This is a genomic window from Streptococcus mitis, assembly GCF_005844455.1.
GTDB classification, from domain to species: Bacteria; Bacillota; Bacilli; order Lactobacillales; family Streptococcaceae; genus Streptococcus; species Streptococcus mitis_BF.
The window spans coordinates 1-21851 of sequence record NZ_SPGF01000015.1 but is presented as its reverse complement, the minus strand read 5'-3'; the positions used below and the strand labels follow the sequence as shown (position 1 = coordinate 21851).

11 protein-coding genes and 6 pseudogenes are annotated in these 21851 nt (G+C 37.1%); 12 read left to right on the top strand and 5 right to left on the bottom strand.

Features of this window, described 5'->3' with window-relative positions; translation table 11 throughout:
- Positions 1 to 21 precede the first annotated feature (21 nt).
- The 3 genes and pseudogenes from FGQ53_RS04440 to FGQ53_RS12285 all read left to right on the top strand — a co-directional run.
- Positions 22 to 945 (top strand): Abi family protein, encoded by a 924-nt coding sequence (locus FGQ53_RS04440; RefSeq protein WP_007518257.1) that lies wholly within the window; start codon positions 22 to 24, stop codon positions 943 to 945.
- Positions 946 to 1141: 196 nt separating this feature from the next.
- Positions 1142 to 1779, top strand: a pseudogene (locus FGQ53_RS04435) (hypothetical protein).
- 214 nt (positions 1780 to 1993) lie between these two features.
- Positions 1994 to 2065: pseudogene (locus FGQ53_RS12285) on the top strand (CHAP domain-containing protein); the annotation flags it as partial.
- Positions 2066 to 2150: 85 nt separating this feature from the next.
- Here FGQ53_RS12285 and FGQ53_RS04425 read toward each other — a convergent pair.
- Entirely contained in the window at positions 2151 to 2996 is an 846-nt protein-coding gene (locus tag FGQ53_RS04425) for a nucleotidyl transferase AbiEii/AbiGii toxin family protein (protein WP_138336085.1), read from the bottom strand.
- Positions 2993 to 3583 (bottom strand): type IV toxin-antitoxin system AbiEi family antitoxin domain-containing protein, encoded by a 591-nt coding sequence (locus FGQ53_RS04420; RefSeq protein WP_024052556.1) that lies wholly within the window; start codon positions 3581 to 3583, stop codon positions 2993 to 2995. The genes FGQ53_RS04425 and FGQ53_RS04420 overlap by 4 nt, the downstream gene beginning before the upstream one ends.
- Positions 3584 to 3776: 193 nt before the next feature.
- Between FGQ53_RS04420 and FGQ53_RS04415 the strand changes: the two genes are divergently transcribed.
- From FGQ53_RS04415 to FGQ53_RS04390, 7 genes and pseudogenes are all read left to right on the top strand, one after another.
- Positions 3777 to 8681 carry an SspB-related isopeptide-forming adhesin gene (locus tag FGQ53_RS04415; protein ID WP_138336083.1) on the top strand — a complete coding sequence of 1635 codons (4905 nt, stop codon included), beginning with the start codon at positions 3777 to 3779 and terminating at the stop codon, positions 8679 to 8681.
- Positions 8682 to 8876: a thrombospondin type 3 repeat-containing protein gene (locus FGQ53_RS04410; RefSeq protein ID WP_138336081.1), complete on the top strand. Its 195-nt coding sequence runs from the start codon at positions 8682 to 8684 to the stop codon at positions 8874 to 8876. It abuts the gene before it with no gap.
- Complete coding sequence (locus FGQ53_RS04405) at positions 8860 to 9411, top strand: hypothetical protein (RefSeq protein WP_138336079.1); 552 nt, start codon at positions 8860 to 8862, stop codon at positions 9409 to 9411. Before FGQ53_RS04410 ends, FGQ53_RS04405 begins: the two co-directional genes overlap by 17 nt.
- A 49-nt stretch (positions 9412 to 9460) precedes the next feature.
- A pseudogene (locus FGQ53_RS12280) lies at positions 9461 to 9977 on the top strand (hypothetical protein); the annotation flags it as partial.
- A 56-nt stretch (positions 9978 to 10033) separates the two neighbouring features.
- A pseudogene (locus FGQ53_RS04400) lies at positions 10034 to 16282 on the top strand (SNF2-related protein); the annotation flags it as partial.
- Between the two features lie 69 nt (positions 16283 to 16351).
- Complete coding sequence (locus FGQ53_RS04395) at positions 16352 to 16651, top strand: DUF5962 family protein (RefSeq protein WP_007518244.1); 300 nt, start codon at positions 16352 to 16354, stop codon at positions 16649 to 16651.
- A gap of 10 nt (positions 16652 to 16661) precedes the next feature.
- Entirely contained in the window at positions 16662 to 16961 is a 300-nt protein-coding gene (locus FGQ53_RS04390; protein WP_007518243.1) for a DUF5966 family protein, read from the top strand.
- A 36-nt stretch (positions 16962 to 16997) separates the two neighbouring features.
- Here the strand turns inward: FGQ53_RS04390 and FGQ53_RS04385 are convergent, their stop codons facing one another.
- Positions 16998 to 17885, bottom strand: a complete 888-nt coding sequence (locus tag FGQ53_RS04385) for a tyrosine-type recombinase/integrase (protein ID WP_138336075.1) — start codon at positions 17883 to 17885, stop codon at positions 16998 to 17000.
- 98 nt (positions 17886 to 17983) lie between these two features.
- Here FGQ53_RS04385 and FGQ53_RS04380 point away from each other — a divergent pair, with 98 nt between their 5' ends.
- Entirely contained in the window at positions 17984 to 18982 is a 999-nt protein-coding gene (locus FGQ53_RS04380) for a D-Ala D-Ala ligase (RefSeq protein WP_003036688.1), read from the top strand.
- Here the strand turns inward: FGQ53_RS04380 and FGQ53_RS04375 are convergent.
- A complete protein-coding gene (locus tag FGQ53_RS04375; RefSeq protein ID WP_138336073.1) occupies positions 18977 to 21319 on the bottom strand; it encodes a DNA repair protein in 2343 nt (780 codons plus the stop codon). The genes FGQ53_RS04380 and FGQ53_RS04375 overlap by 6 nt on opposite strands.
- A 137-nt stretch (positions 21320 to 21456) precedes the next feature.
- Between FGQ53_RS04375 and FGQ53_RS04370 the strand changes: the two are divergent.
- A pseudogene (locus FGQ53_RS04370) lies at positions 21457 to 21606 on the top strand (peptidylprolyl isomerase); the annotation flags it as partial.
- A 6-nt stretch (positions 21607 to 21612) separates the two neighbouring features.
- On the opposite strand, the pseudogene FGQ53_RS04365 reads toward FGQ53_RS04370, so the two are convergent.
- Positions 21613 to 21851, bottom strand: a pseudogene (locus tag FGQ53_RS04365) (transposase family protein); the annotation flags it as partial.

Here is a 21851-nt window from a genome sequence, read left to right as displayed (position 1 = left end):
AATAATTCCCAATATTTCTAAATGGAAACAAATACTGAAAAAATTAAAAAAGAGTCAAAAACTGGTTTGACTTCTGCGGGTCTAGTTAACCATATCTTGGAAAATCATAAAATAAATATTCATGATGTTGACTCTGTTATACTCTTAAATATGGGTTACTATCATGGATATAAGCGATATAGATTTGTTAAGAAATCCAATTCAGATGGTATTCTATCTATTACTTCATTTGAGGAAATTGTAGCAATCTATAATTTTGGTATGGAGTTAAAAGGACTATTTTATCCTATCGTAATGCTAGTAGAGACAGCATTAAAAAATAGAGTTATTGATTCATTGGTTGCAGAATCTAGTAGTGGGATAGAGGATATATTAGATAATCAATTAGCTTGCTACGAAGACTACGCTGGTGAAAATGAGAAATATGATAAGAAATTCGTTCAGTATAATGAAACAAAGCAAAATATACTGGATACAATTGAATATTATTCAGATAAAAATGAAGTCATCAAGCATTATTTAGATAGTAATTATCAAATTCCTCTTTGGGCTTATTTTGAAGTTATTACTTTGGGACAGTTTAGTAGATTTTTAGGATGTTTAACCAAGTTAAGTCGTGAAAAATTGAATCGAGACTTTACGATTATCCCTAAAAGATCGAACTCACTTGAGTTAGTTGTTAATTCTCTTATTGAGTTAAGAAATGCTACTATGCACAATAGTGCGATTTTTAATGCCAATTTTTCAAGTGGTGTATCTAGAGTACTCAAGATACAGATAAAACAAGATTTGAAGTTATCAACATTTACTTGTGTATTTATTGAAGATTATTTCATTCTGTTAATTTGGACTTTGAACCTTCTAAAATTTGATTCAATAATCCTTAATGAATATATCAATCAATTCAATGAGATTGTTGAGAGATTCGACGATTCTCTTAATTAATCGTGATATTTTTTTTAAGATTATCAGTACAAATAGAAAAACTTCGATTCAACAATTAAGTAAATTTATTGACGAAAAATGAAATTAGTGGTATTATAGTTATATCGAATTGGGGCGTGCTAATCACGTCTGGGAGGATCTGATGCGTCAGTCCTCCTTTTTTTGCCTCATACTCTGTGATTGAGAGAAAATAAAAATGACATATACATTGGAATGGTTAAAGATATTTGATGGGGAGGTTGATATTCTCAATATTGATATGTCTTGCTTAGTCAATACAATTGAGAAATATGTTTCTCAGTACAGATACATTTATCAGACTAATATGGAAGAATATCCTGAGATTGTTCTTTTGGTGCCAAATTCTTCAATCCCCACTAATTAGGATTAGGACTATCTAGAGAACATCATGTTAATTGCCAACTAATAATGCTGGTAGTATTTTTGAAGGATTAAAAGGTGATTGGACCTTGGAACGTCTTAATAAGGCTGATAATGGTTGGTTTAATGAAAATAAATTTAAAATTGTCGGGACTCTATTATTTTACCAAATGTTATACTTAATGGAATGTAAATTCTACACTACGAAAAATATTTTGAATAGAAAAGTCGGTACATGATTTAAAAGAGATAATATCTATTTTGTGGTCTTCAAATTAAGTAATGGTATTAGTTATACGGTTGAACTGTCACGTGAGCAGGGAAATCATTATTTTCCAAGGAGTCTAAAAATTAATGATACCTCCATTATAATTGTAAAGAATTGAACTGACGCTTATTGATAAGAAACGCTTTAAAATTCCTAAGACGAGAAAAGTTAGTTGGCCGTCTTAATAATAAGTATTGTGTTATAGGAAATCATTGATAGCATTACAGAAATTCATAGTCATCTACTTTTTTATGGATGGCTTTTTTCATTTTTTTGATTGATGTAATACCAAAATCAACCCTTCTTTTTTATGATAGAGAAAGAGTGATAGTCTGTTAATGTATATCAAAAGAAGGTTCTTCTATAATAAAACGATATTAATTATTATTGAAACTAAGTAATCCCAACTATACCTTCCGCAAATTATCAGGAGTGGATAGTACTATCAGTTTTGTCTACACAACGAAATAAAAAGGATATGCTAACAAAGTATAAAAATGTTAGCATAGCCTTTTTGTTTTTTTATGGCAAGGTTTTAAAGTCTCTCAGTCATGACTTAAGTGTTATGATTAGAATTGAGAGCTATCAGGAGGCTGATAATCTCATTAAGTATATCTGTGAATAGAATGTCTTTTGTATAACTATATTTTTTTGAATAATTTTGCCATTGTTGCTGTTGAACAGAGTCAGATTTGAATCTCTCCAGTAGTTCAATGATTTTATTGAAATCGAGTTCAGTTTCACGATAGGAAAAGGTTCTTTCACAAGCAATCTTTAATTGTGAAAAATCAATGTCATCTTTCTTTAGCTTTGAAAGGATATAGACATCGTAAAAATCTTTGCTGCGACTGTTCAAGAAATTTCGTGAATAAATGGTTTGGAGTTTTTCAGCTAAGATTGTTTCAATCGTATAAGCAATGATTGGAAAATTGCCATCATCAAAAATGGCTTTATAGTCATAGGTAACAGGGTAAGGTGTGACAATGTCTCCAGTCGCAATATCTAAATGGATAATTTGTTTAATATTTTCTAGTTGACATAAAATGGTTGCTCGATAACCACCATAATCATCGCTTTCCTTAATAGCTGTTATGGATTGAATTGAAAATTGAATACCATCTTTCGCTTCAGTTAAAATTTCTTCAAGTTGTTGTTGAATATTTTCTTCTGATAAAGTTTGTTTATGAAACAGGAAGTCAATATCAACAGTGCTGCGAGATTCGACCCCAATGACGTTTGAAAGTAGGAATCCACCTTTGAAAATATAGTGATTCGAATAAGAACTCTGACTTAATTTTTTCAGAATAGCTTCAAGAAAGTAATAGGTCATGACGGAATTAAAGGTTAATCCAGTATTCTTCGATATTTTATGGCAGAGTGCTGTTAATTTTGCTTTATTCATAGTAGTACCTCCAAGGTTCGTTTAACTTCATCTAAGATATTTAGTTTTTGAGCATATTTATAGAGCTTTGCGAGATTTCTTTTAGGGAAGTTACTATAAGTTTGAAGTGTTTTGACAAAGAGCTCAGCATCAATGTTATTTCGATTAAGGATAAAATCACACAGAACACGTTCAAAATTATAAACGTTAACGGTGTTTCCCATTGGAGTTTTTACACTGGTGACCCCGAAGTTGACAATGTCTTTAGAAACAGTGTGGATATTTAAATTTAATGGTGTATTCCTAAAACGGTAGTCCCTTGGGACTGTTACTTCAAAATATTGAGGAATTTCATCTGTAAGTCCTTGTAGATAAAGAGCAGAGATATGAGAAAAAACAGTTCTGGGGTAACGATACTGAAAGAAATAGTATTCATCATAACCTCCACTAGAGGATAGATAGATACCTTTTTCGACCCTAAAGATAACCCCTTCGTTTTCTAGTCTAGTTAGATAAATGGTTGGAATACCTAATTTTTTACAATCTCTATAAGTAATCATGCCGTTATGATTGTCTAAGTACTCAAGTAACAATTCTTTTTTAGACATATTTCTCCCTCTCTTTGTTGCTTTTGTACTGCAATTTTACCATTTTTACAGTACAAAAGCAACATTTTTAGATGTTATACATACAGTTTACTAATCTCTTACTTGGTGTGATACCAAAATCAAGGCTTCTTTTTTATGATGGGGAAAGAGCGACAGATTGTTGCTACTTATCAAAAGAAAAGAAGGATTAGTTATGACCAAACAATGTCATCATCACTTTTTAGTGAATCAGGAAAAAGCAGAGAAGCATGTCTTTCGTAAAAGTAAGAAGTATCGTACGCTTTGTTCGGTAGCTATTGGAACAATGGTCACAGCTATTGTCGCATGGGGTGGTGCAGTGGCGCAGGCTGACGAAGTAACGACACCACAGGATAACATCATTCAACGAACGGAAAATCCTGCCACCAATTTGCCTCAAGCACAGCCAGCACCAGTTGTGGAACAGACGAAGAGTCTTGCTTCAACTGGTCAAACAGACGGTGCTATCACGGTTACGGTTCCTCATGATACAGTAACCCAAGCTGTCAATCAAGCGAAAGCAGAAGGAGTCAAGACTGTTCAAGACCAGCCAAAGGATTTGGGAAACACGACATCAGCTGGTGAGACTAACCAACAATTAGCTAAAGCTGAAGCCGATGCTGCTAAACAAGCTGAGGAAATCACTCAGGTAACAGATACCTATAAAACTTATAAAGCAACCTATGAACAAGATAAAACACGTGTTGAAAAAGGGAATGCTGCGTTAGAGGCCAGTCACAAAGAAGCGACTCTAGCAGGAAATGGCTTAAACAGTTCTGTTGATACCAAGGTTTCAGAAGTGAAGACTCAAGATAAATTTGCTGATGTGACCGTAACGACTCAAACGGTATCGTCAGGAGATGGCTCAACTGTTCCAGGCTATCAGGATTACATGTCTTCAGTAGCTACTATTGATCAGAAAAATAAGGATAATCTTTCAGAATATGTGACCAAGAAAAAAGCCGCAGATGCCATTGTCGCAAAGAATCTGGCTACTCAAAAGGAAAATGAAACAGGTCTAGCTAAGGCAAAGGCTGATAATGAAGCGATTGACAAACGCAATCAAGCTGGACAAAAAGCGATTGATGATGAAAACAAAGCGGGTCAAGCTGCTGTTGATGAGTACAATAACAACCAACAGAAATTGGCCACAGATCGTGCGGATGAAATTGTAGCTATCACCAAACGCAACAAGGAAAAAGAAGAAGCCGCAAAGCAAGAAAATGAAGCCATTGACGCTTATAACGCAAAAGAAATGGACCGCTACAAGCGTGATTTAGCGGAGATTTCCAAAGGAGAAGAGGGTTATATTTCAGAAGCCCTTGCTCAAGCTCTAAACTTGAATAATGGAGAACCACAAGCTAAACATGGAGCGAATACCCGCAATCCAGACCGTATTATTGCGAAAGGCGATGCCATGCTTGGAGGTTATTCAAACATCTTAGACTCCACAGGCTTCTTTGTATATGACTCTTTTAAGACAGGTGAAACCTTAAGCTTCACTTATCAAAACTTACAAAATGCCCGATTTGATGGGAAGAGGATTAGTCGTATCACTTATGATATTACTAATCTTGTTTCGCCAACGGGTACCAATGCAGTGCAGTTAGTCGTGCCAAACGATCCAACAGAAGGTTTTATTGCCTATCGGAATGATGGAACAGGAAATTGGCGAACCGATAAGATGGAGTTCCGTGTTAAAGCCAAGTATTTTTTGGAAGATGGAACGCAAGTAGCTTTCACTAAGGAAAAACCAGGTGTCTTTACCCACTCCTCACTGAATCATAATGATATCGGTCTGGAATATGTAAAGGATTCGTCTGGTAAATTTGTGCCTATCAGTGGCTCAACGATTCAAGTGACAAATGAAGGCTTGGCTCGTTCACTAGGTTCCAACCGTGCCAGTGATTTGAAGTTGTCAGAGGAATGGGATACGACTTCTAGTCGCTATGCCTATAAAGGTGCAATTGTCTCAACCGTCACATCAGGGAATACCTATACAGTGACTTTTGGGCAGGGAGACATGCCGATGCAGGTGGGTGGAAAGACCTATTGGTTTGCTTTAAATACTTTGCCCGTCGCACGGACTGTTAAACCGTATAGTCCTAAACCATATGTGACCCCAAAACTGGATTCCGTACCTGATCCGATTAAGGTGGTGCCAAAAACTTTCACACCAAAGACGTTTACACCTGAGCCACATGTGACTTTTAAAGAGAAACCACTAGAGAAAGTGACACAACCTAGCTTGACCTTAACAAAGGTCACTTTGCCGAAAATTCCTACTTCAAAACCCTTGCCCAAAGCACCACAAGTGCCAATGGTTCACTACCATGACTACCGTCTGACAACAACGCCCGAAATTATGAAAAAAGTGGTGAATACAGACCAAACTAATCTTCATGGCAAAACAGTCGCAAAGGCTTCAACTGTTATTTACCCACTGACAGTAGACGCTTTTTCTTCCAATCGTGCCAAAACAACAAGCCTTACTTTCGAAGACTACCTTCCAGCAGGCTATGTGTTTGATAAGGAAAAAACACAAGTGGAGAACGGAAACTATGAGGTGACCTTTAATCAGGAAAAGAACTTTGTGACCTTAACTGCCAAGGAAAACTTGTTGCAGGAGGTTAATAAAGACTTAACCAAGGTTTATCAACTGACTGCCCCAAAACTTTATGGAACTGTTCAAAATGATGGGGCCACTTATTCCAACAGCTATAAGCTCTTGATGAACAAGGGAACACCAAATGCTTATACCGTCACTTCAAATGTTGTAACCATTCGGACACCAGGTGATGGAGATACGACCAGCCACATTGTACCTCAGAAACGCAATGAAAATGAGGACGGTGTCGTCATTAACGATACCGTGGTTGCTTTAGGAACCACCAATCACTACCGTTTGACTTGGGATTTAGACCAATACAAGGGAGATAGCTCTTCTAAAGAGACCATTGCACGTGGCTTCTTCTTTGTGGACGACTACCCTGAAGATGTGCTGGATTTAGTGGATCAGGGAACAGTCATTACCACTCGTAATGGCAAGTCTGTGTCAGGAATTTCTGTCAAAGCTTACGCTTCTATAAAGGATGCTCCTAAAGACCTTCAAGACAAACTGGCTCGTGCCAAGATCACACCAAAAGGGGCCTTTCAAGTTTTCATGCCTCACGATAACCAAGCCTTCTATGACCAGTACGTTAAAACAGGAACTTCATTGGAACTGCTAACCAAAATGACCGTTAAAGAGAGTCTTTATGGTCAAACTGTTAACTACAAGAATAAGGCTTATCAAGTCGATTTTGGCAATGGCTACGAAACCAAGGAAGTGACCAATACCCTTGTTTCTCCAGAGCCTAAGAAACAAAACCTGAATAATGATAAGGTGGACATCAATGGGAAGCCCATGATTGTGGGAACTAAAAACCATTATACGCTGTCATGGGACTTGGACCAATACCGAGGTATTAAAGCAGATAAGACTCAAATTGCACAAGGATTTTACTTTGTAGATGATTATCCCGAAGAAGCCCTATTACCAGATGAAACAGCGATTCAGCTAACCACATCTGATGGTAAAGCAGTATCAGGTGTTACGGTGAAAACTTATTCTAGCTTATCAGAAGCGCCTAAAAACCTACAAGCAGCCCTTTCTAAACGAAAGATTGAGCCTAAAGGAGCCTTCCAAGTCTTTATGGCAGAAGACCCTCAAGTCTTTTATGATACTTATGTGACTAAGGGACAAAACATTACTATTACACTGCCTATGACCGTTCGTGAATCCATGCTTCATTCAGGGAAGTCTTATGATAATGTGGCTTATCAAGTGGACTTTGGGCAAGCCTATAAGACCAACATGGTGACTAATCATGTACCCAAAGTTACCCCACACAAGTCTAATACTAATAAAGCAGGTAGCACAATTGATGGCAAGACCATTCTTCCTAATACCATCAATTACTATAAAATGGTTCTGGATTACAGTCAGTACAAGGACTTGGTAGTGACAGATGATACCCTTGCTAAAGGTTTCTACATGGTAGATGACTATCCCGAAGAAGCTCTGACTTTAAATCCAGATGGTGTTCACATCATGGATAAGTCAGGCAATCTTGTCAAAGGTGCCTCTGTTAAAACCTACGCCAGCCTATCAGAAGCCCCCAAAGTCATTCAAGAAGCTATGGCCAAACGCCAGTTTACACCCAAAGGAGCCATTCAAGTCTTAAGTGCCGATGATTCAAAAGCCTTTTACGAGACTTATGTCAAAACAGGTCAAACCTTAGTCGTGACACTGCCGATGACCATTAAGAATGAGCTGACAAAGACTGGTGGCAAGTATGAAAATACGGCTTATCAGATTGACTTTGGCATGGCCTATGTGACAGAAACCGTGGTCAATAATGTTCCAAAACTAGACCCACAAAAAGATGTGGTGGTTGATTTGTCTCAAAAGGAGAAGAGCCTTGATGGCAAAAGTCTTGCTATGAATCAGGTCTTTAACTATCGCTTAGTAGGGGCACGCATTCCAGCTAATCGTGCAACACCGCTCATTGACTATCGTTTTAACGATGATTACGATGAAAGTCACGATGCCTATAATGGTGTCTACAAGGCTTATACTTTGGTGGATGTCACCCTAAAAGATGGAAGTGTTCTACCAAAAGGTACAGAAGTGACCAAGTACACGCTACAAGAGGTGGATACTTCAAAAGGCACAGTCACCATTCGCTTTGATAAAGATTTTTTAGAAAGTCTCGCAGAAAAATCTGAATTTCAGGCGGATGTTTACTTGCAGATGAAACGAATCGCTTCAGGTGAGGTGGAAAATACAGTGCTTCATACTGTTAATGGTTATACCATCAGTTCAAACACCGTTAAGACGCACACTCCTGAACCAGAACCACCAACTCCAAATCAGCCAACACCATCACAACCACCAGTTGAGACTCCTGAGCCGCCAGTTCCTGCTAGTGTTCTCCCAAATACAGGGGAGAGTCAGTCTCTCTTGACGCTTGTTGGTGGAGGACTTCTTCTCGGTCTAGCTTATGGCTTTTCAAAGCGGAAAATGGAGGACAACTAGATGAAACCAAAAACAATTTACAATACGGATTCTGACCAGGATGGCTTAACGGACGCTGTGGAACTAGATCGAGGAACCAATCCCTTGAGCAGTGACACGGATAGTGATGGCCTAACGGATCTTGAAGAAGTACAACAAGGTTTATGGCCAACTCAATATCAGTGTAAGGAGAGAAGCTATGACTTGGAACTATGAAACCATTTCTAAGACATTTTCAGAGATGGCACGAGAAAACTATGAAGATATGGTTAAAGCCTTTCTAGCCATGGAGTTAAGTGTTGACAATAAGTCACTACTTGATACCCTCTATCGTGACTTTATGGCAATAGATGACTTGCCTTTGGTTAGTGATGATTTACGCCTAAAGGCAGAAGGCTATCAGGAACAGCTTCAAGAAGAGCTGACCTATTTGTTAGATAAACTCTATCTAACAGGGGAGGGAGCTAGTTTCATCATGGAAGTGATAGCGTCCAACAACATTTCAGACACCCTTGCTCGGTATGAGGTTTTGGATGAGGACGATTATTCGTCTCTCACCTTAGAAACCTTGCAAGACATTATCCAAAAGGACTTGTCTCTAACTAGCCAAGATTATTTTGGAGATGTGACCTACATTGCCTTGCAGAAAAATTTGTTAGACCAGAGAAGCCATTTCTTACAACAGTATGTGACGACTTTAATGGATAAGTTGCCACAAGAAAAAGACCAAAGAGCCTTGGTCCTAGATTAAAGCAGTGGGCTGAGAACATTTCTCAGCCCATTTTCGATTGGAGAGAAGCATGAATCAAGAACACTTACTAGAGATGTTGCGGGCAAGATTGCCACGTGACTCCATCCTTTTAGAATCTTTTTTACGTTATCAGGCAGCTCATTTTGATGAGGACTGGGACGGTCTGATCCAACACTTTACGACCCATAGGGGAGAGGTCAAACCACCTGTTCAAGTGGTTCAGTTTGAGACGGATGTCTCTGCCTTCGTGGCAGCTAGTCCATTTGAAGCAGCTCATGACTTACGTACCTATACGCAAACCTTTGGTCAGGCTGGACTAAATAAGTTGCCCCAATTATCAACCAATGAGAAAGCCTTGGTAATTGAGGTTGCCCTCTTTAACCTGGCGACTCGCTTTCAACTCTTAGACCAAGAAGGAGCTTATCAGTCCATTTCAGTATCCTCTCTGTTGGAAAAAGGCAGAGCCGCAAACTTAGTCAATGTGTACCGTGTGGCTAATAACCTGTCTGACCGTATTAGCCGTGATATTGAACAGTTTCTTTTGAGCTATGAACCAGAAGCAGAGGCAGTGAAACCAAAAGCTATTGAAGAAGAGAAAAAAATCATAGGACCAGAACCACCTCAAGAGATTGCTTTTCGAGAAGAAGGCTTTATCATGATTGCAAGTCTTGACGAAGACCTGTCACAACTGGATTTTCGAACGGGTCAAACAGAACACTTACCAGCTTATGAGCAATTGAATCTGACTCAGAAATTTGAGATACTGAGCCATTTTGACCAGGTACGAAACGACCTCCCTAAACTTCCGAACCTTAGACGTGGGGATTTTGATTATGAGATGGAAATGACCCCAATCTATGAAGGTGACACGCTTCTGACGTATTTGGAAGCAGATGGGACAGTTTATAAACTTCAGCGTCCTTTAACGATACAAGAAGAAGCTCTTTTAGGTGAGATTGGGCAAACAATTTTAACAGAGAATACGGAAAAGCTCACCAGTTTAGGGATAGACTTGACGAGCTTTGATGAGAATCAATGTGGGATTTTGCTAGATGCAGCAGGACGTTTTCGTTTGAAAAATACAGATCTTGCTTTGTTGGGAGGCTATCCAAAAGCAATAGTGACTCAACTAGCCCTTGCGACAGAATTGCTTCAGATGGGACTGAGTCATGACAAAGTTGAATTTTTCTTGACCAGTCGGCTGGATTTGGAAGATTTAAGACCAGTTGCTTATGGCTTTTTACACGAAGATTTATCTTTGGAAGAAGCTAGAACTTTTGAAGCAGAAAAACAGGAAACTCCAGACCTTGTCTTTAAAGACTGGAGGAACACCTTTATTCAAACTGAGGCTGAAATGTCCATTCCTCAGCCAACCCCCAACAATCCTATCATACAAGAAGCTATTGAACGTTTTCCCCTTGACTCTATGGTAACTTATAAGGGACAAGGCTTTAAGGTGATAGCTATAGAAGAGTCAGGAGTTAATGACCTGATTCGGATTGAATTACAAAATGATTTCTCCTATCTCATTGAACAAAATCCAGTCCTTTTCTTCCAGACACTAGACGACATAACTCAGGCTCTCCATGTTCCTTCTGTCGAAGAAAAAGAAGAGATGGAGCAAACCAGTCAGGAATTAGACCTCTTTTCCTTTATGGATATGGAAGAACAAAAAGAGCCAGTTTCTCAAGTGATGATGACAGCACAACCAGTCAATGCAATAGAAGAGAAAGTACCAGAAAGTATTGAGATGGAGACTGATTCAGAGGTAGCTGATGTCGTTGAAACCATTCCTACTGTTGATTTTCACTTTCCAGAAGATCTGACAGACTTTTACCCTAAGACAGCTAGAGATAAGGTGGAGACAAACATAGCTGCTATTCGTTTGGTTAAAACTCTTGAAGCAGAACGCCGACAAGCAACACCAAGTGAACAAGAACTTTTGGCAAAGTATGTAGGTTGGGGTGGACTTGCCAATGATTTCTTTGATGACTATAATCCAAAATTTTCTAAGGAACGAGAAGAACTGAAAAGCTTAGTCACAGATAAAGAGTTCTCAGATATGAAACAGTCCTCCCTGACAGCCTACTATACCGATCCCCTTTTGATTCGCCAGATGTGGGATAAGTTGGAAAGAGACGGCTTTACAGGTGGCAAAATCCTAGATCCTTCCATGGGAACAGGGAATTTCTTTGCGGCTATGCCCAAACATTTGAGAGAAAAAAGTGAGTTATACGGTGTGGAGTTAGATACCATTACAGGAGCTATTGCCAAACACCTTCATCCAAATGCGCATATTGAAGTCAAAGGCTTTGAGACAGTTGCTTTTAATGATAATAGCTTTGATTTGGTAATTTCAAATGTACCGTTTGCTAATATTCGGATTGCAGATAACAAGTACGATAAGCCTTATATGATTCATGACTATTTTGTGAAGAAGTCGCTTGATTTGGTGCATGATGGTGGACAAGTGACTATTATCTCCTCCACAGGAACCATGGATAAACGGACGGAGAATATTCTTCAAGATATTCGTGAGGCAACCGAGTTTCTTGGTGGTGTGCGTTTACCAGATACTGCTTTTAAGGCCCTTGCAGGAACCAATGTTACAACAGATATGTTGTTCTTCCAGAAGCACTTGGACAAAGGATATGTGGCAGCTGACCTAGCCTTTTCAGGTTCCGTTTGTTATGACAAGGATGACCGCATTTGGCTCAATCCTTACTTTGATGGAGAATACAATCGCCAAGTTCTAGGAACCTATGAAGTCAGAAACTTTAACGGTGGAACTCTTTCTGTTAAGGGCAGTTCTGATAACCTGATAGGAGATGTTCAGACTGCTCTGGAACAGGTCAAGGCACCAAGAATGGTAGATGCTTCTGAAATCATCATCAACCCAGATGTACTGGCCAAACTAGTTATTGATACCTCCATTCCACCTGAAATGAGAGAGAATCTTGGTCAATACAGTTTTGGCTATCAGGATTCTACGGTTTACTATCGAGATAACAAAGGTATTCGAGTGGGAACCAAGACGGAAGAAATCAGCTATTATGTCGATGAAGATGGAAACTTTAAAGCCTGGGACAGCAAGCATTCCCAAAAGCAGATTGACCGCTTTAATGCTTTAGAGGTGACGGATAGTACGGCTCTTGATGTCTATGTGACCGAGGAAACAGCAAAACGAGGACAATTTAAGGGATATTTCAAAAAAACGGTCTTTTATGAAGCACCGCTATCAGATAAGGAAGTGGCACGGATTAAGGGAATGGTGGACATTCGTAATACTTATCAAGAAGTCATTGCCATTCAACGCTATTATGACTACGATAAGGAGAAATTTAATCAATTGTTAGGCAAACTCAATCATGTTTATGATAGCTTTGTCAAACGCTATGGTTATTTGAATAGTGCTGTAAACCGCAATCTTTTTGATAGTGATGATAAGTATTCGCTCCTTGCTAGTTTAGAAGATGAAAGTCTTGACCCAAATGGAAAAACGATTATCTATACTAAGTCGCTTGCCTTTGAAAAAGCTCTGGTTCGTCCTGAAAGAGAAGTGACAGAAGTTAGCTCAGCACTTGATGCTCTCAATTCCAGCCTAGCAGATGGGCGTGGAGTGGATTTGGATTACATGATGTCTATTTATCACACAGATTCCAAAGCTACTTTGATTGAAGAACTGGGAGATGCCATTATTCCTGACCCAGAACGCTATCTCCAAAACGGAGAAGTGGTCTATGTGTCTCGTCAGGATTTCTTATCAGGGGATGTGGTGACCAAGTTAGAAATTGTGGACTTACTCATTAAGCAAGAAAATTCTGATTTTCCTTGGCAACACTATCAAGCTCTCTTAGAAGAGGTTAGACCACAACGTGTCACCCTAGCTGATATTGATTATCGGATTGGCTCACGTTGGATTCCTCTAGCTGTTTATGGAAAATTTGCCCAAGAAACCTTTATGGGGAAAGCCTATGAACTCTCTGGCCAAGAAGTAGCGACAGTCCTTGAAGTCAGTCCTCTTGATGGAACAATTTCCTACCAGTCTAAGTTTGCCTATACCTATTCTACGGCAACGGATAGAAGTCTGGGTGTTTCAGGTTCTCGTTATGATAGTGGTCGAAAAATCTTTGAAAACCTCCTTAATTCCAATCAACCGACCATCACAAAACAAATTGTCGAAGGAGACAAGAAAAAGAATGTGACAGATGTGGAGAAAACAACAGTTCTTCGTGCCAAGGAAAACCAAATTCAAGAGTTGTTTCAAGACTTTGTGGCAAGGTACCCAGAAGTGCAGCAGATGATTGAAGACACCTATAACGGCCTCTATAATCGAACAGTGTCCAAGGTCTATGATGGCAGTAATTTAGCCATCGATGGGCTTGCCCAGAATATCTCCTTACGTCCTCACCAAAAGAATGCCATTCAACGGATTGTGGAAGAAAAACGTGCCCTACTAGCTCACGAAGTCGGTTCTGGAAAGACCTTAACCATGCTGGGAGCAGGCTTTAAACTGAAAGAACTTGGTATGGTGCATAAACCTCTCTATGTGGTTCCTTCTAGTTTGACCGCCCAGTTTGGTCAAGAAATCATGAAGTTCTTTCCAACGAAAAAGGTCTATGTGACGACCAAGAAAGACTTTGCCAAAGCCAAACGCAAGCAGTTTGTCTCTCGCATTATCACAGGGGACTACGATGCTATTGTCATTGGGGATTCCCAGTTTGAAAAAATACCGATGAGTCGTGAGAAACAGGTCACTTATATTCACGATAAGCTAGAGCAACTCCGAGAAATTAAGCTAGAAAGTGATAGTGACTATACGGTTAAAGAAGCAGAGCGCTCCATCAAGGGCTTGGAACATCAATTGGAAGAACTCCAAAAATTGGAGCGAGATACCTTTATTGAATTTAAAAATCTAGGTATTGATTTCGTCTTTGTGGATGAGGCTCACCATTTCAAAAATATTAGACCGATTACTGGACTTGGCAATGTCGCAGGAATCACCAATACCACTTCTAAGAAGAATGTGGATATGGAGATGAAGGTGAGACAGGTTCAGGCAGAGCATGGAGATAGAAATGTCGTTTTTGCGACAGGAACACCTGTATCCAACTCCATTAGTGAACTTTACACCATGATGAATTATATTCAGCCAGATGTCTTAGAACGTTATCAGGTATCCAATTTTGACTCGTGGGTTGGAGCTTTCGGAAATATCGAGAACTCTATGGAGTTAGCCCCCACAGGAGATAAGTATCAACCCAAGAAACGGTTTAAGAAATTTGTCAATCTTCCTGAACTTATGCGAATCTACAAGGAAACTGCCGATATTCAAACTTCTGATATGTTGGATTTACCTGTACCAGAAGTTAAGATAATTGCGGTGGAAAGCGAGTTAACGCAAGCTCAGAAATACTATTTAGAAGAACTGGTAGAGCGTTCAGACGCTATCAAATCAGGCGGCGTTGACCCTAGTGTTGATAACATGCTTAAGATCACTGGGGAAGCCAGAAAATTAGCCATTGATATGCGGTTGATTGACCCAGCTTATACTTTATCGGACAATCAGAAAATCCTTCAAGTGGTTGATAATGTCGAGCGGATTTACCGTGAAGGAGCTGGATACAAAGCCACTCAGATGATTTTCTCGGATATTGGAACCCCTAAAAGTAAGGAAGAAGGCTTTGATGTTTACAATGAACTCAAAGACTTGCTTGTGGATCGAGGGATTCCAAAAGACCAGATTGCCTTTGTCCATGACGCCAATACTGATGAAAAGAAAAACTCACTGTCTAGAAAGGTCAATAGCGGAGAAGTACGGATTCTCATGGCTTCAACGGAAAAGGGCGGAACTGGTTTAAACGTGCAATCACGAATGAAAGCTGTCCACCATTTGGATGTTCCTTGGCGTCCCTCGGACATCCAGCAACGCAATGGACGTTTGATTAGACAAGGTAATCTGCACCAAAATGTAGAGATTTATCATTATATTACGAAAGGTTCTTTTGATAATTATTTGTGGGCAACACAGGAAAATAAGTTGCGTTATATTAAACAAATTATGACATCTAAAGAACCTATTCGAGCAGCAGAAGATATAGACGAACAAACCATGACGGCTTCTGACTTTAAGGCTTTAGCGACTGGTAATCCCTATCTCAAACTCAAAATGGAGTTGGAAAATGAACTAACAGTGTTAGAAAATCAAAAGCGAGCCTTTAATCGTTCCAAAGACGAGTATCGCCACACCGTTTCCTATTGTGAGAAGTACCTCCCTATTATGGAAAAACGATTGAGTCAATATGATAAGGATATTGCTCAGTCCCTTGCCACGAAACACTTGGACTTTGTCATTCAGTTTGACAATCAAGTAATGGATAATCGTGCTGAAGCAGGGGACTACCTGCATAAACTTATTACCTATAACCGCTCAGAAACTAAGGAAGTCAGAACACTTGCCACATTTAGAGGGTTTGATTTAAAAATGACAACTCGAGGTCCTAGTGAGCCCTTGCCAGAGACTATTTCTTTGATGATTGTAGGTGATAACCAATATACAGTCTCCCTTGATTTGAAATCAGACGTGGGAACTATTCAACGTATCAGTAATGCAATTGACCATATTATTGATGATCAAGAAAAGACAGACGAGTTGGTAAAGGACTTGAAAGATAAGCTACAAGTAGCGAAAGTTGAAGTTGAAAAAGCCTTTCCAAAGGAAGAGAATTATCAGCTTGTAAAGGCTAAGTATGATGTTTTGGCTCCCTTGGTTGAAAAAGAGGCAAAGATTGAGGAAATAGATGCAGCTTTGACCGAGTTTAGTGAAGATAAAACACCAGACAAAGAGCAACAAATAGCTCTTGAGATTTAAGAAAAATGCTGACAAAAATTTTTGAACGCGGTAAAATGAAGTTAAGAAATTACAAAAGGAGAACAGATCATGGCCCAAACGATAGAAGAAATGCGTTTTCAACTAGAAGAATGGTTGGCACAAGGCTTTACAAGCCCAGAAGACAGAGCCAACTACCAAATCTTAAAGGAACAGTATGAAGATGAAACCCTTGATGTTAGCTTTTCAAAACAAGAAATCACTAGTCAATTAGAGGTCATCATCACAACTCGTGAGAATGACTTTCCAGACTTGGATGAAGTGACGAAAGAAGAATACCTTGATTTGGTTGCCCAACTAGATGAACTCGACAAGGAACAAGCTAACTATTACCGTAAGCAATTGGGATAGGGGGGATCGTATGCAAGAAGTCGTGGAACAGGTGTTACAGGTATTTCTGATTGTTGCCGCAATAGGACTGATTTTACTTGTCCTTTATCAGATTGTGAAAGTTTCAGGTACTTTGTTTCTTATCGGACTCATCAGTGGATTAGTCTTTATAGAAATCTATGGGATTTACCTCTTCCTCACAGAACGAAATCTCTATACAGAAGATTTAGCAACCAATGGTATTTGGAGCTTTACAGGATTCTATATTGTCTTTAATATTCTGCTGGCGCTTGGTATTGTGACAAAAGTTGTGAGAAGTAGAATGGCATGAAAATAGGTCTACCTTAATGAGGTAGTCTTATATTTTTTAGAAGTAAATAGATGCAATAGGGTTATAAGAACTTAGTATTTCTTTTTGTTTAGACTGTGACACATGGGTATATATCTGAGTTATAGAAATAGAACTATGACCAAGTATCTGCTGGATGTAACGAATATCGACATCGTTATCTAATAACATCGTAGCAAAGCTATGACGAAACATATGAGGTGTGATCGTTGTAGTTAGTCTGGTTTGGTCTTTTGCCGTTTTCAGAAGTAAGCGAACACTTTGTTCTGTCAGTGGTTTTTGTGGGGATTTTCCAGGAAATAGATAATCGTCTAAATAGCTACAATAGTAAGAGATATAAGCTTTTAGCAACTGAAAAGTCCGTTCATCCCCTAAAAAAATAATGCGTTCTTTTTTTCCTTTTCCTAGAATTTGAAGCGTTTGTTCAGTTAGGTTAATATCTTTGATTTGAATATGACAAAGCTCAGAAATCCGAATACCAGTTGAAAGTAATAATGAAATAATTAACAAATTTCTTTCAGCTTTTTGTTTTTGATAAACAGTTTTGGAAGAGACAACTTTTTGTTTTAGATAGGTATATAGGATTTTTAAACTATCATGAGGTATTGTCTTAGGCAATGTTTTTTCTGCTCGAAATTGAAAACGTAACTGATTAAAAGGATTGTCTGCAATGATGTTTTGTGACTGTAGATAGCCATAGAACACTTTTAAACTTGCGATTTTTCGTCGTAAAGTACTTGTTTTTAAGTTTGAATGTGTCAAACCTTCAATATAACTTACCACACATTCTTTATTTGAATTGTAAAATTGCATTAAATCGTTTTTATAAGCACGAAGGGTATGTGCACTCAAACGTTTATGAGTTTTGCAATAATCTAGGTAATTAGAAATAATAGTATAATCCATGATAGTCTCCTTTAATGATAATGACGCTATTATAGACTGATTTATACACTTTGTATAGTGATAATAAATAGTTATCGGTAGGAGAAAGGAGTTCTATAGTGAAAAAGTTAATAAAATCTTACCTTGAAAAATTTGACAAAGAATGCAAAAAAACTAATCTATTTTTGGTTGCCAATTTGCAAATGCAAACTAAAAAAATGTCTTATTATACAATTGAACATGCATCTGATAGTGAATTTTTTTCGCTATCAGAATTTGAGGAGATAGCCTCAGCATTGTTAAAAACTGGATTATGTTTGAATGTTTTTTACACTGAAATAGATTTCGTAGAATATATATTAAAACACTATTCATACTTATCAAAAGAAACATTATTAGTTTATAATTTGGCTAGAGATGGACGAAAAGAAGGAAAAAAATCGTTGATTCCATCTTTTTGTGACTATTTTGGTATTGATTATACAGGTTCCAATGCGCTAACGGTTTCATTATGTCGTAATAAATTTATTTGGGGAGCTGTTGCAGATAGGTTTAATATTCCAACACCTAAAACGGTTTGTATAAAAGGTGGCGAAGTATTAGGTGAGCCTTTTGAAACTCAAAAATATATTAGAAAAGAGATTTCAGAATCAGCAAGTATTAATCTTTCCAATGATTCAATCGTAGATAATTTTGAGTGGAAAAATATTGGAAAAACAGATTTTCTTTTGCAAGAGTATATTTCAGGAATTGAAGTTGAAGTCCCATTTTTTAATATTAAAGGAGAGTATCTTGTATTAAATCCAGTAAAAATCGTATCTTCTTCAGAAATTTTGACAAGCGAACTATCTGATAGTAATAGCTATTCATTTGAAATGTTAGAAAATCAGCAAATATGTACGGAATTAAAAAAGGCAACAAAAAAACTCGCCAAGTATTTAGGTATAACGACTTACGGACGAGTTGATTTTAGAATAAAGTCAGATGGGAGTTATTTTGTATTCGATATTGCAACAATGCCTTACACAACTGACCATAGTTCATTTAATTATAACTTCGAACAATATGGATTTACAATGACCGATGTTCACAAACTAGTAATACTAAGTAGTTTATAATGCACTAGTATACTGTATATCAGTCAGCATAAGCCCCATTCGATAGTAAGTCCACTCCTTTGAAGAGAACTTAGATTGTGATAGAAATTCAGAAAATTCCTTTCCTGTTTTTACATCCGATTCAAAAATTCTTCCATAGCGGCGATGTTTTTCAATCAGCATTTTTTTCTCTGATTTAAAGATTATTGGATAAAAATCTTGTAATTGTAAATATTTATTTTTAGCAAGCTGGTGACTATTCTCTAGCAATGATTTACAAAACTCAAACCACCCGAAAAAATAGCGGTAAAAGTCATCTATTGAAGTATCATTGACATCAGCTAAATCATCAACTTCCATCAATTCTTCAAGTCTCGTTTTATAGCATTTGTACTCTTCTGTTTTAGAAAAATACAGAGAGATTGAACATAGATTTGTATATATTAAGTGTTTACTCACATCATTTAAATCATATTCAGCAAGAATGCTTTCAAATTGAGATTTCCAATAATCAAATTCTTCTTCCAAGCCTGAAAGAAAGTCTAGTACAATAAAATTATTTTTTGATTTCCAGTATAGTGGGAGATTATATTTATCTGATAATGATTCTATTTCTTGTTTCACTTGATTTGCTCGCTCATAGTCAGAAGAAACAAGTAATAATCCTAGAAGACTACCAAGTGTGTAATACTGTTCAATTTTATCATCAAGATTGTTAAAAAATTTTAAAGCTTTGTTTGCATCATCGATTGATCTATCGTTATCCTTGTATAAAAAACTTTTTCTTAAATAGATATTTTTAAGATATTGTGCACTTTGCTCAATATCTTTTGTTGTATAAAATTTATTTACGATATCTTCATTTAAAACTTGAAATTTATCAATTTCATTAAATTTATCTATTAAATGAGGTAGTAGCATATAAATACATGAAAGATAGTGAACAGGCTCAATAATGACATCTTTGTCACTTTCGGATAATATATTGTCGTAAAGTGTCTCACAAAGTGAATGAAAAGAAGAACCTTGTGATGTATTTCCCTGAAAATTGATATCATTTTTTAATAATATTGAAGATAGTAAAGAACTTTCGGGTAAGATTTCTTTATAAAGGGAGTTGGCACCATCTGTATATTTGTATTCAATACATTTTAAAAATATTGATTTAGTCTCTTCAGTGAGAAATTCAAGCCTGTTTAAACTATTTTTTTCACTTTCTAATATCTCATTTTGATTCAATAAATATTCATACCAGAGTAAGTATAGTGATAGCAAATATTCTTGACTTTCCTTAAGTCTTGCTAAAATTTCTATCTTTAGTCTGTAATTAAATGGCTCCTTACCGCATAGATAATGATAGTACCGTCTATAGATTTCTTTTTGTCCTTTTTCAACCGTTAAAAGAAGCTTATCTTTCATAATTAATATCAAACTATAAAAATTTGTTCTATTTTTTACAGGGATTAGGACTAGTAATTTTTTTAAGATATCAATAGCTTTTTCAATTTGAAATGTTTTTAAATTGAAATATTCTTCAGCATCATATGGGTTGAAATATTCAGGAAGGACAGATAGCTGATAAATGAAATCAATATCAATTTTATTCTCTCTAAAGTCCGTCTCAATCGTATTTAACAAATCATCTAATAACTTTTCAATCTTAGAATTATTATGTGATAGTGAAATAAAATTATAAATTTTTTCTAGATTCCCTTTGGTTAGAGGATACAGTGTATCTACTAAATCATCAGATATATTTGAAGTCTGTAGAATATTACCTAGAGTATTTTTTAAATCATTTAATTCAAAATGATGAATATCAAAGTTTTTTGAAAAGTTAATGTCGCTATTTTTTAAATCCATGCCTCCCACTACAATAATAATTGATTTATTATATTTCTTTTCATAAGAGGAGATATTATTAATAAGGCGTATAAAAAATAATTTTAGTTCATTCCCCAGCCACTCCCAATGTTGGATTAGAAATATTAATCTGTAGTTGTTGCTGTTATTTAATATTTTCCTCTCTATCTCAATTGAATCATATTTTAATGATATACCAGCTGTTCCAAATCCTGGTATCGAGTTATTAATAGACATTGAAATAGGTTTGAAAAATTTTTCTGCAAAGGAAAGTTTATACTCGTCTGTAATGTCGTTATCTCCAAAATCACTATATAATTCTGTTCCATTTCCATTAATTCCTATTTTTGATAGCTCTTGAGAGATTTTATCAAATGCTAAAGATTTTGATAAGGAATCTTCGAATGGAACATACAGTGAAAGTGACTCTCGAGCTGTATGAGTTTGAATAATTGAATTAGTAATTTCTGTTAAAAATTGATTCCAGTGAGACATAATTAAAATTCCTACCGATAACTATTTATTATCACTAGTATATCATAAATTATAATGATTCTTACGATATTTTTGTGATAACTTTTCCAAGGTAATCTTGTTATGATGTTGCTATCTTGTGAAAAAAGGAGAAAGCCATGTTAAATAAAGTAAAGGCTAGATTTCTGATTGGAGTAGGAGGTTTAGTCGCAGTAAGTTTTATGGTCATGATTGGCTATACGATTGGCTCACAATCCGTTTCAAAGCAAACTGAGCATCAAATACGAGCAGAAGCAAATAGACTTGTTCGGTAACTACATCATCTCGTGGTTGATGATGCCACAAATCAACTCAGCTCTTAATTCAAACCGTTTTCTACGATTACGATAGGGCTGTGCCATGATTTGAAAGGTTTTAAATTTGGCATTAAAGTGCTCAACTCCAATACGCATTTTAGCTATCTCGCGATTCAACTACTTATCCTCTTGGGTTAAGGGGTGATTTCTAGAACGTTTAGCAGGGATAAAGGTATTTTCGTGAAATTTCAAGATGC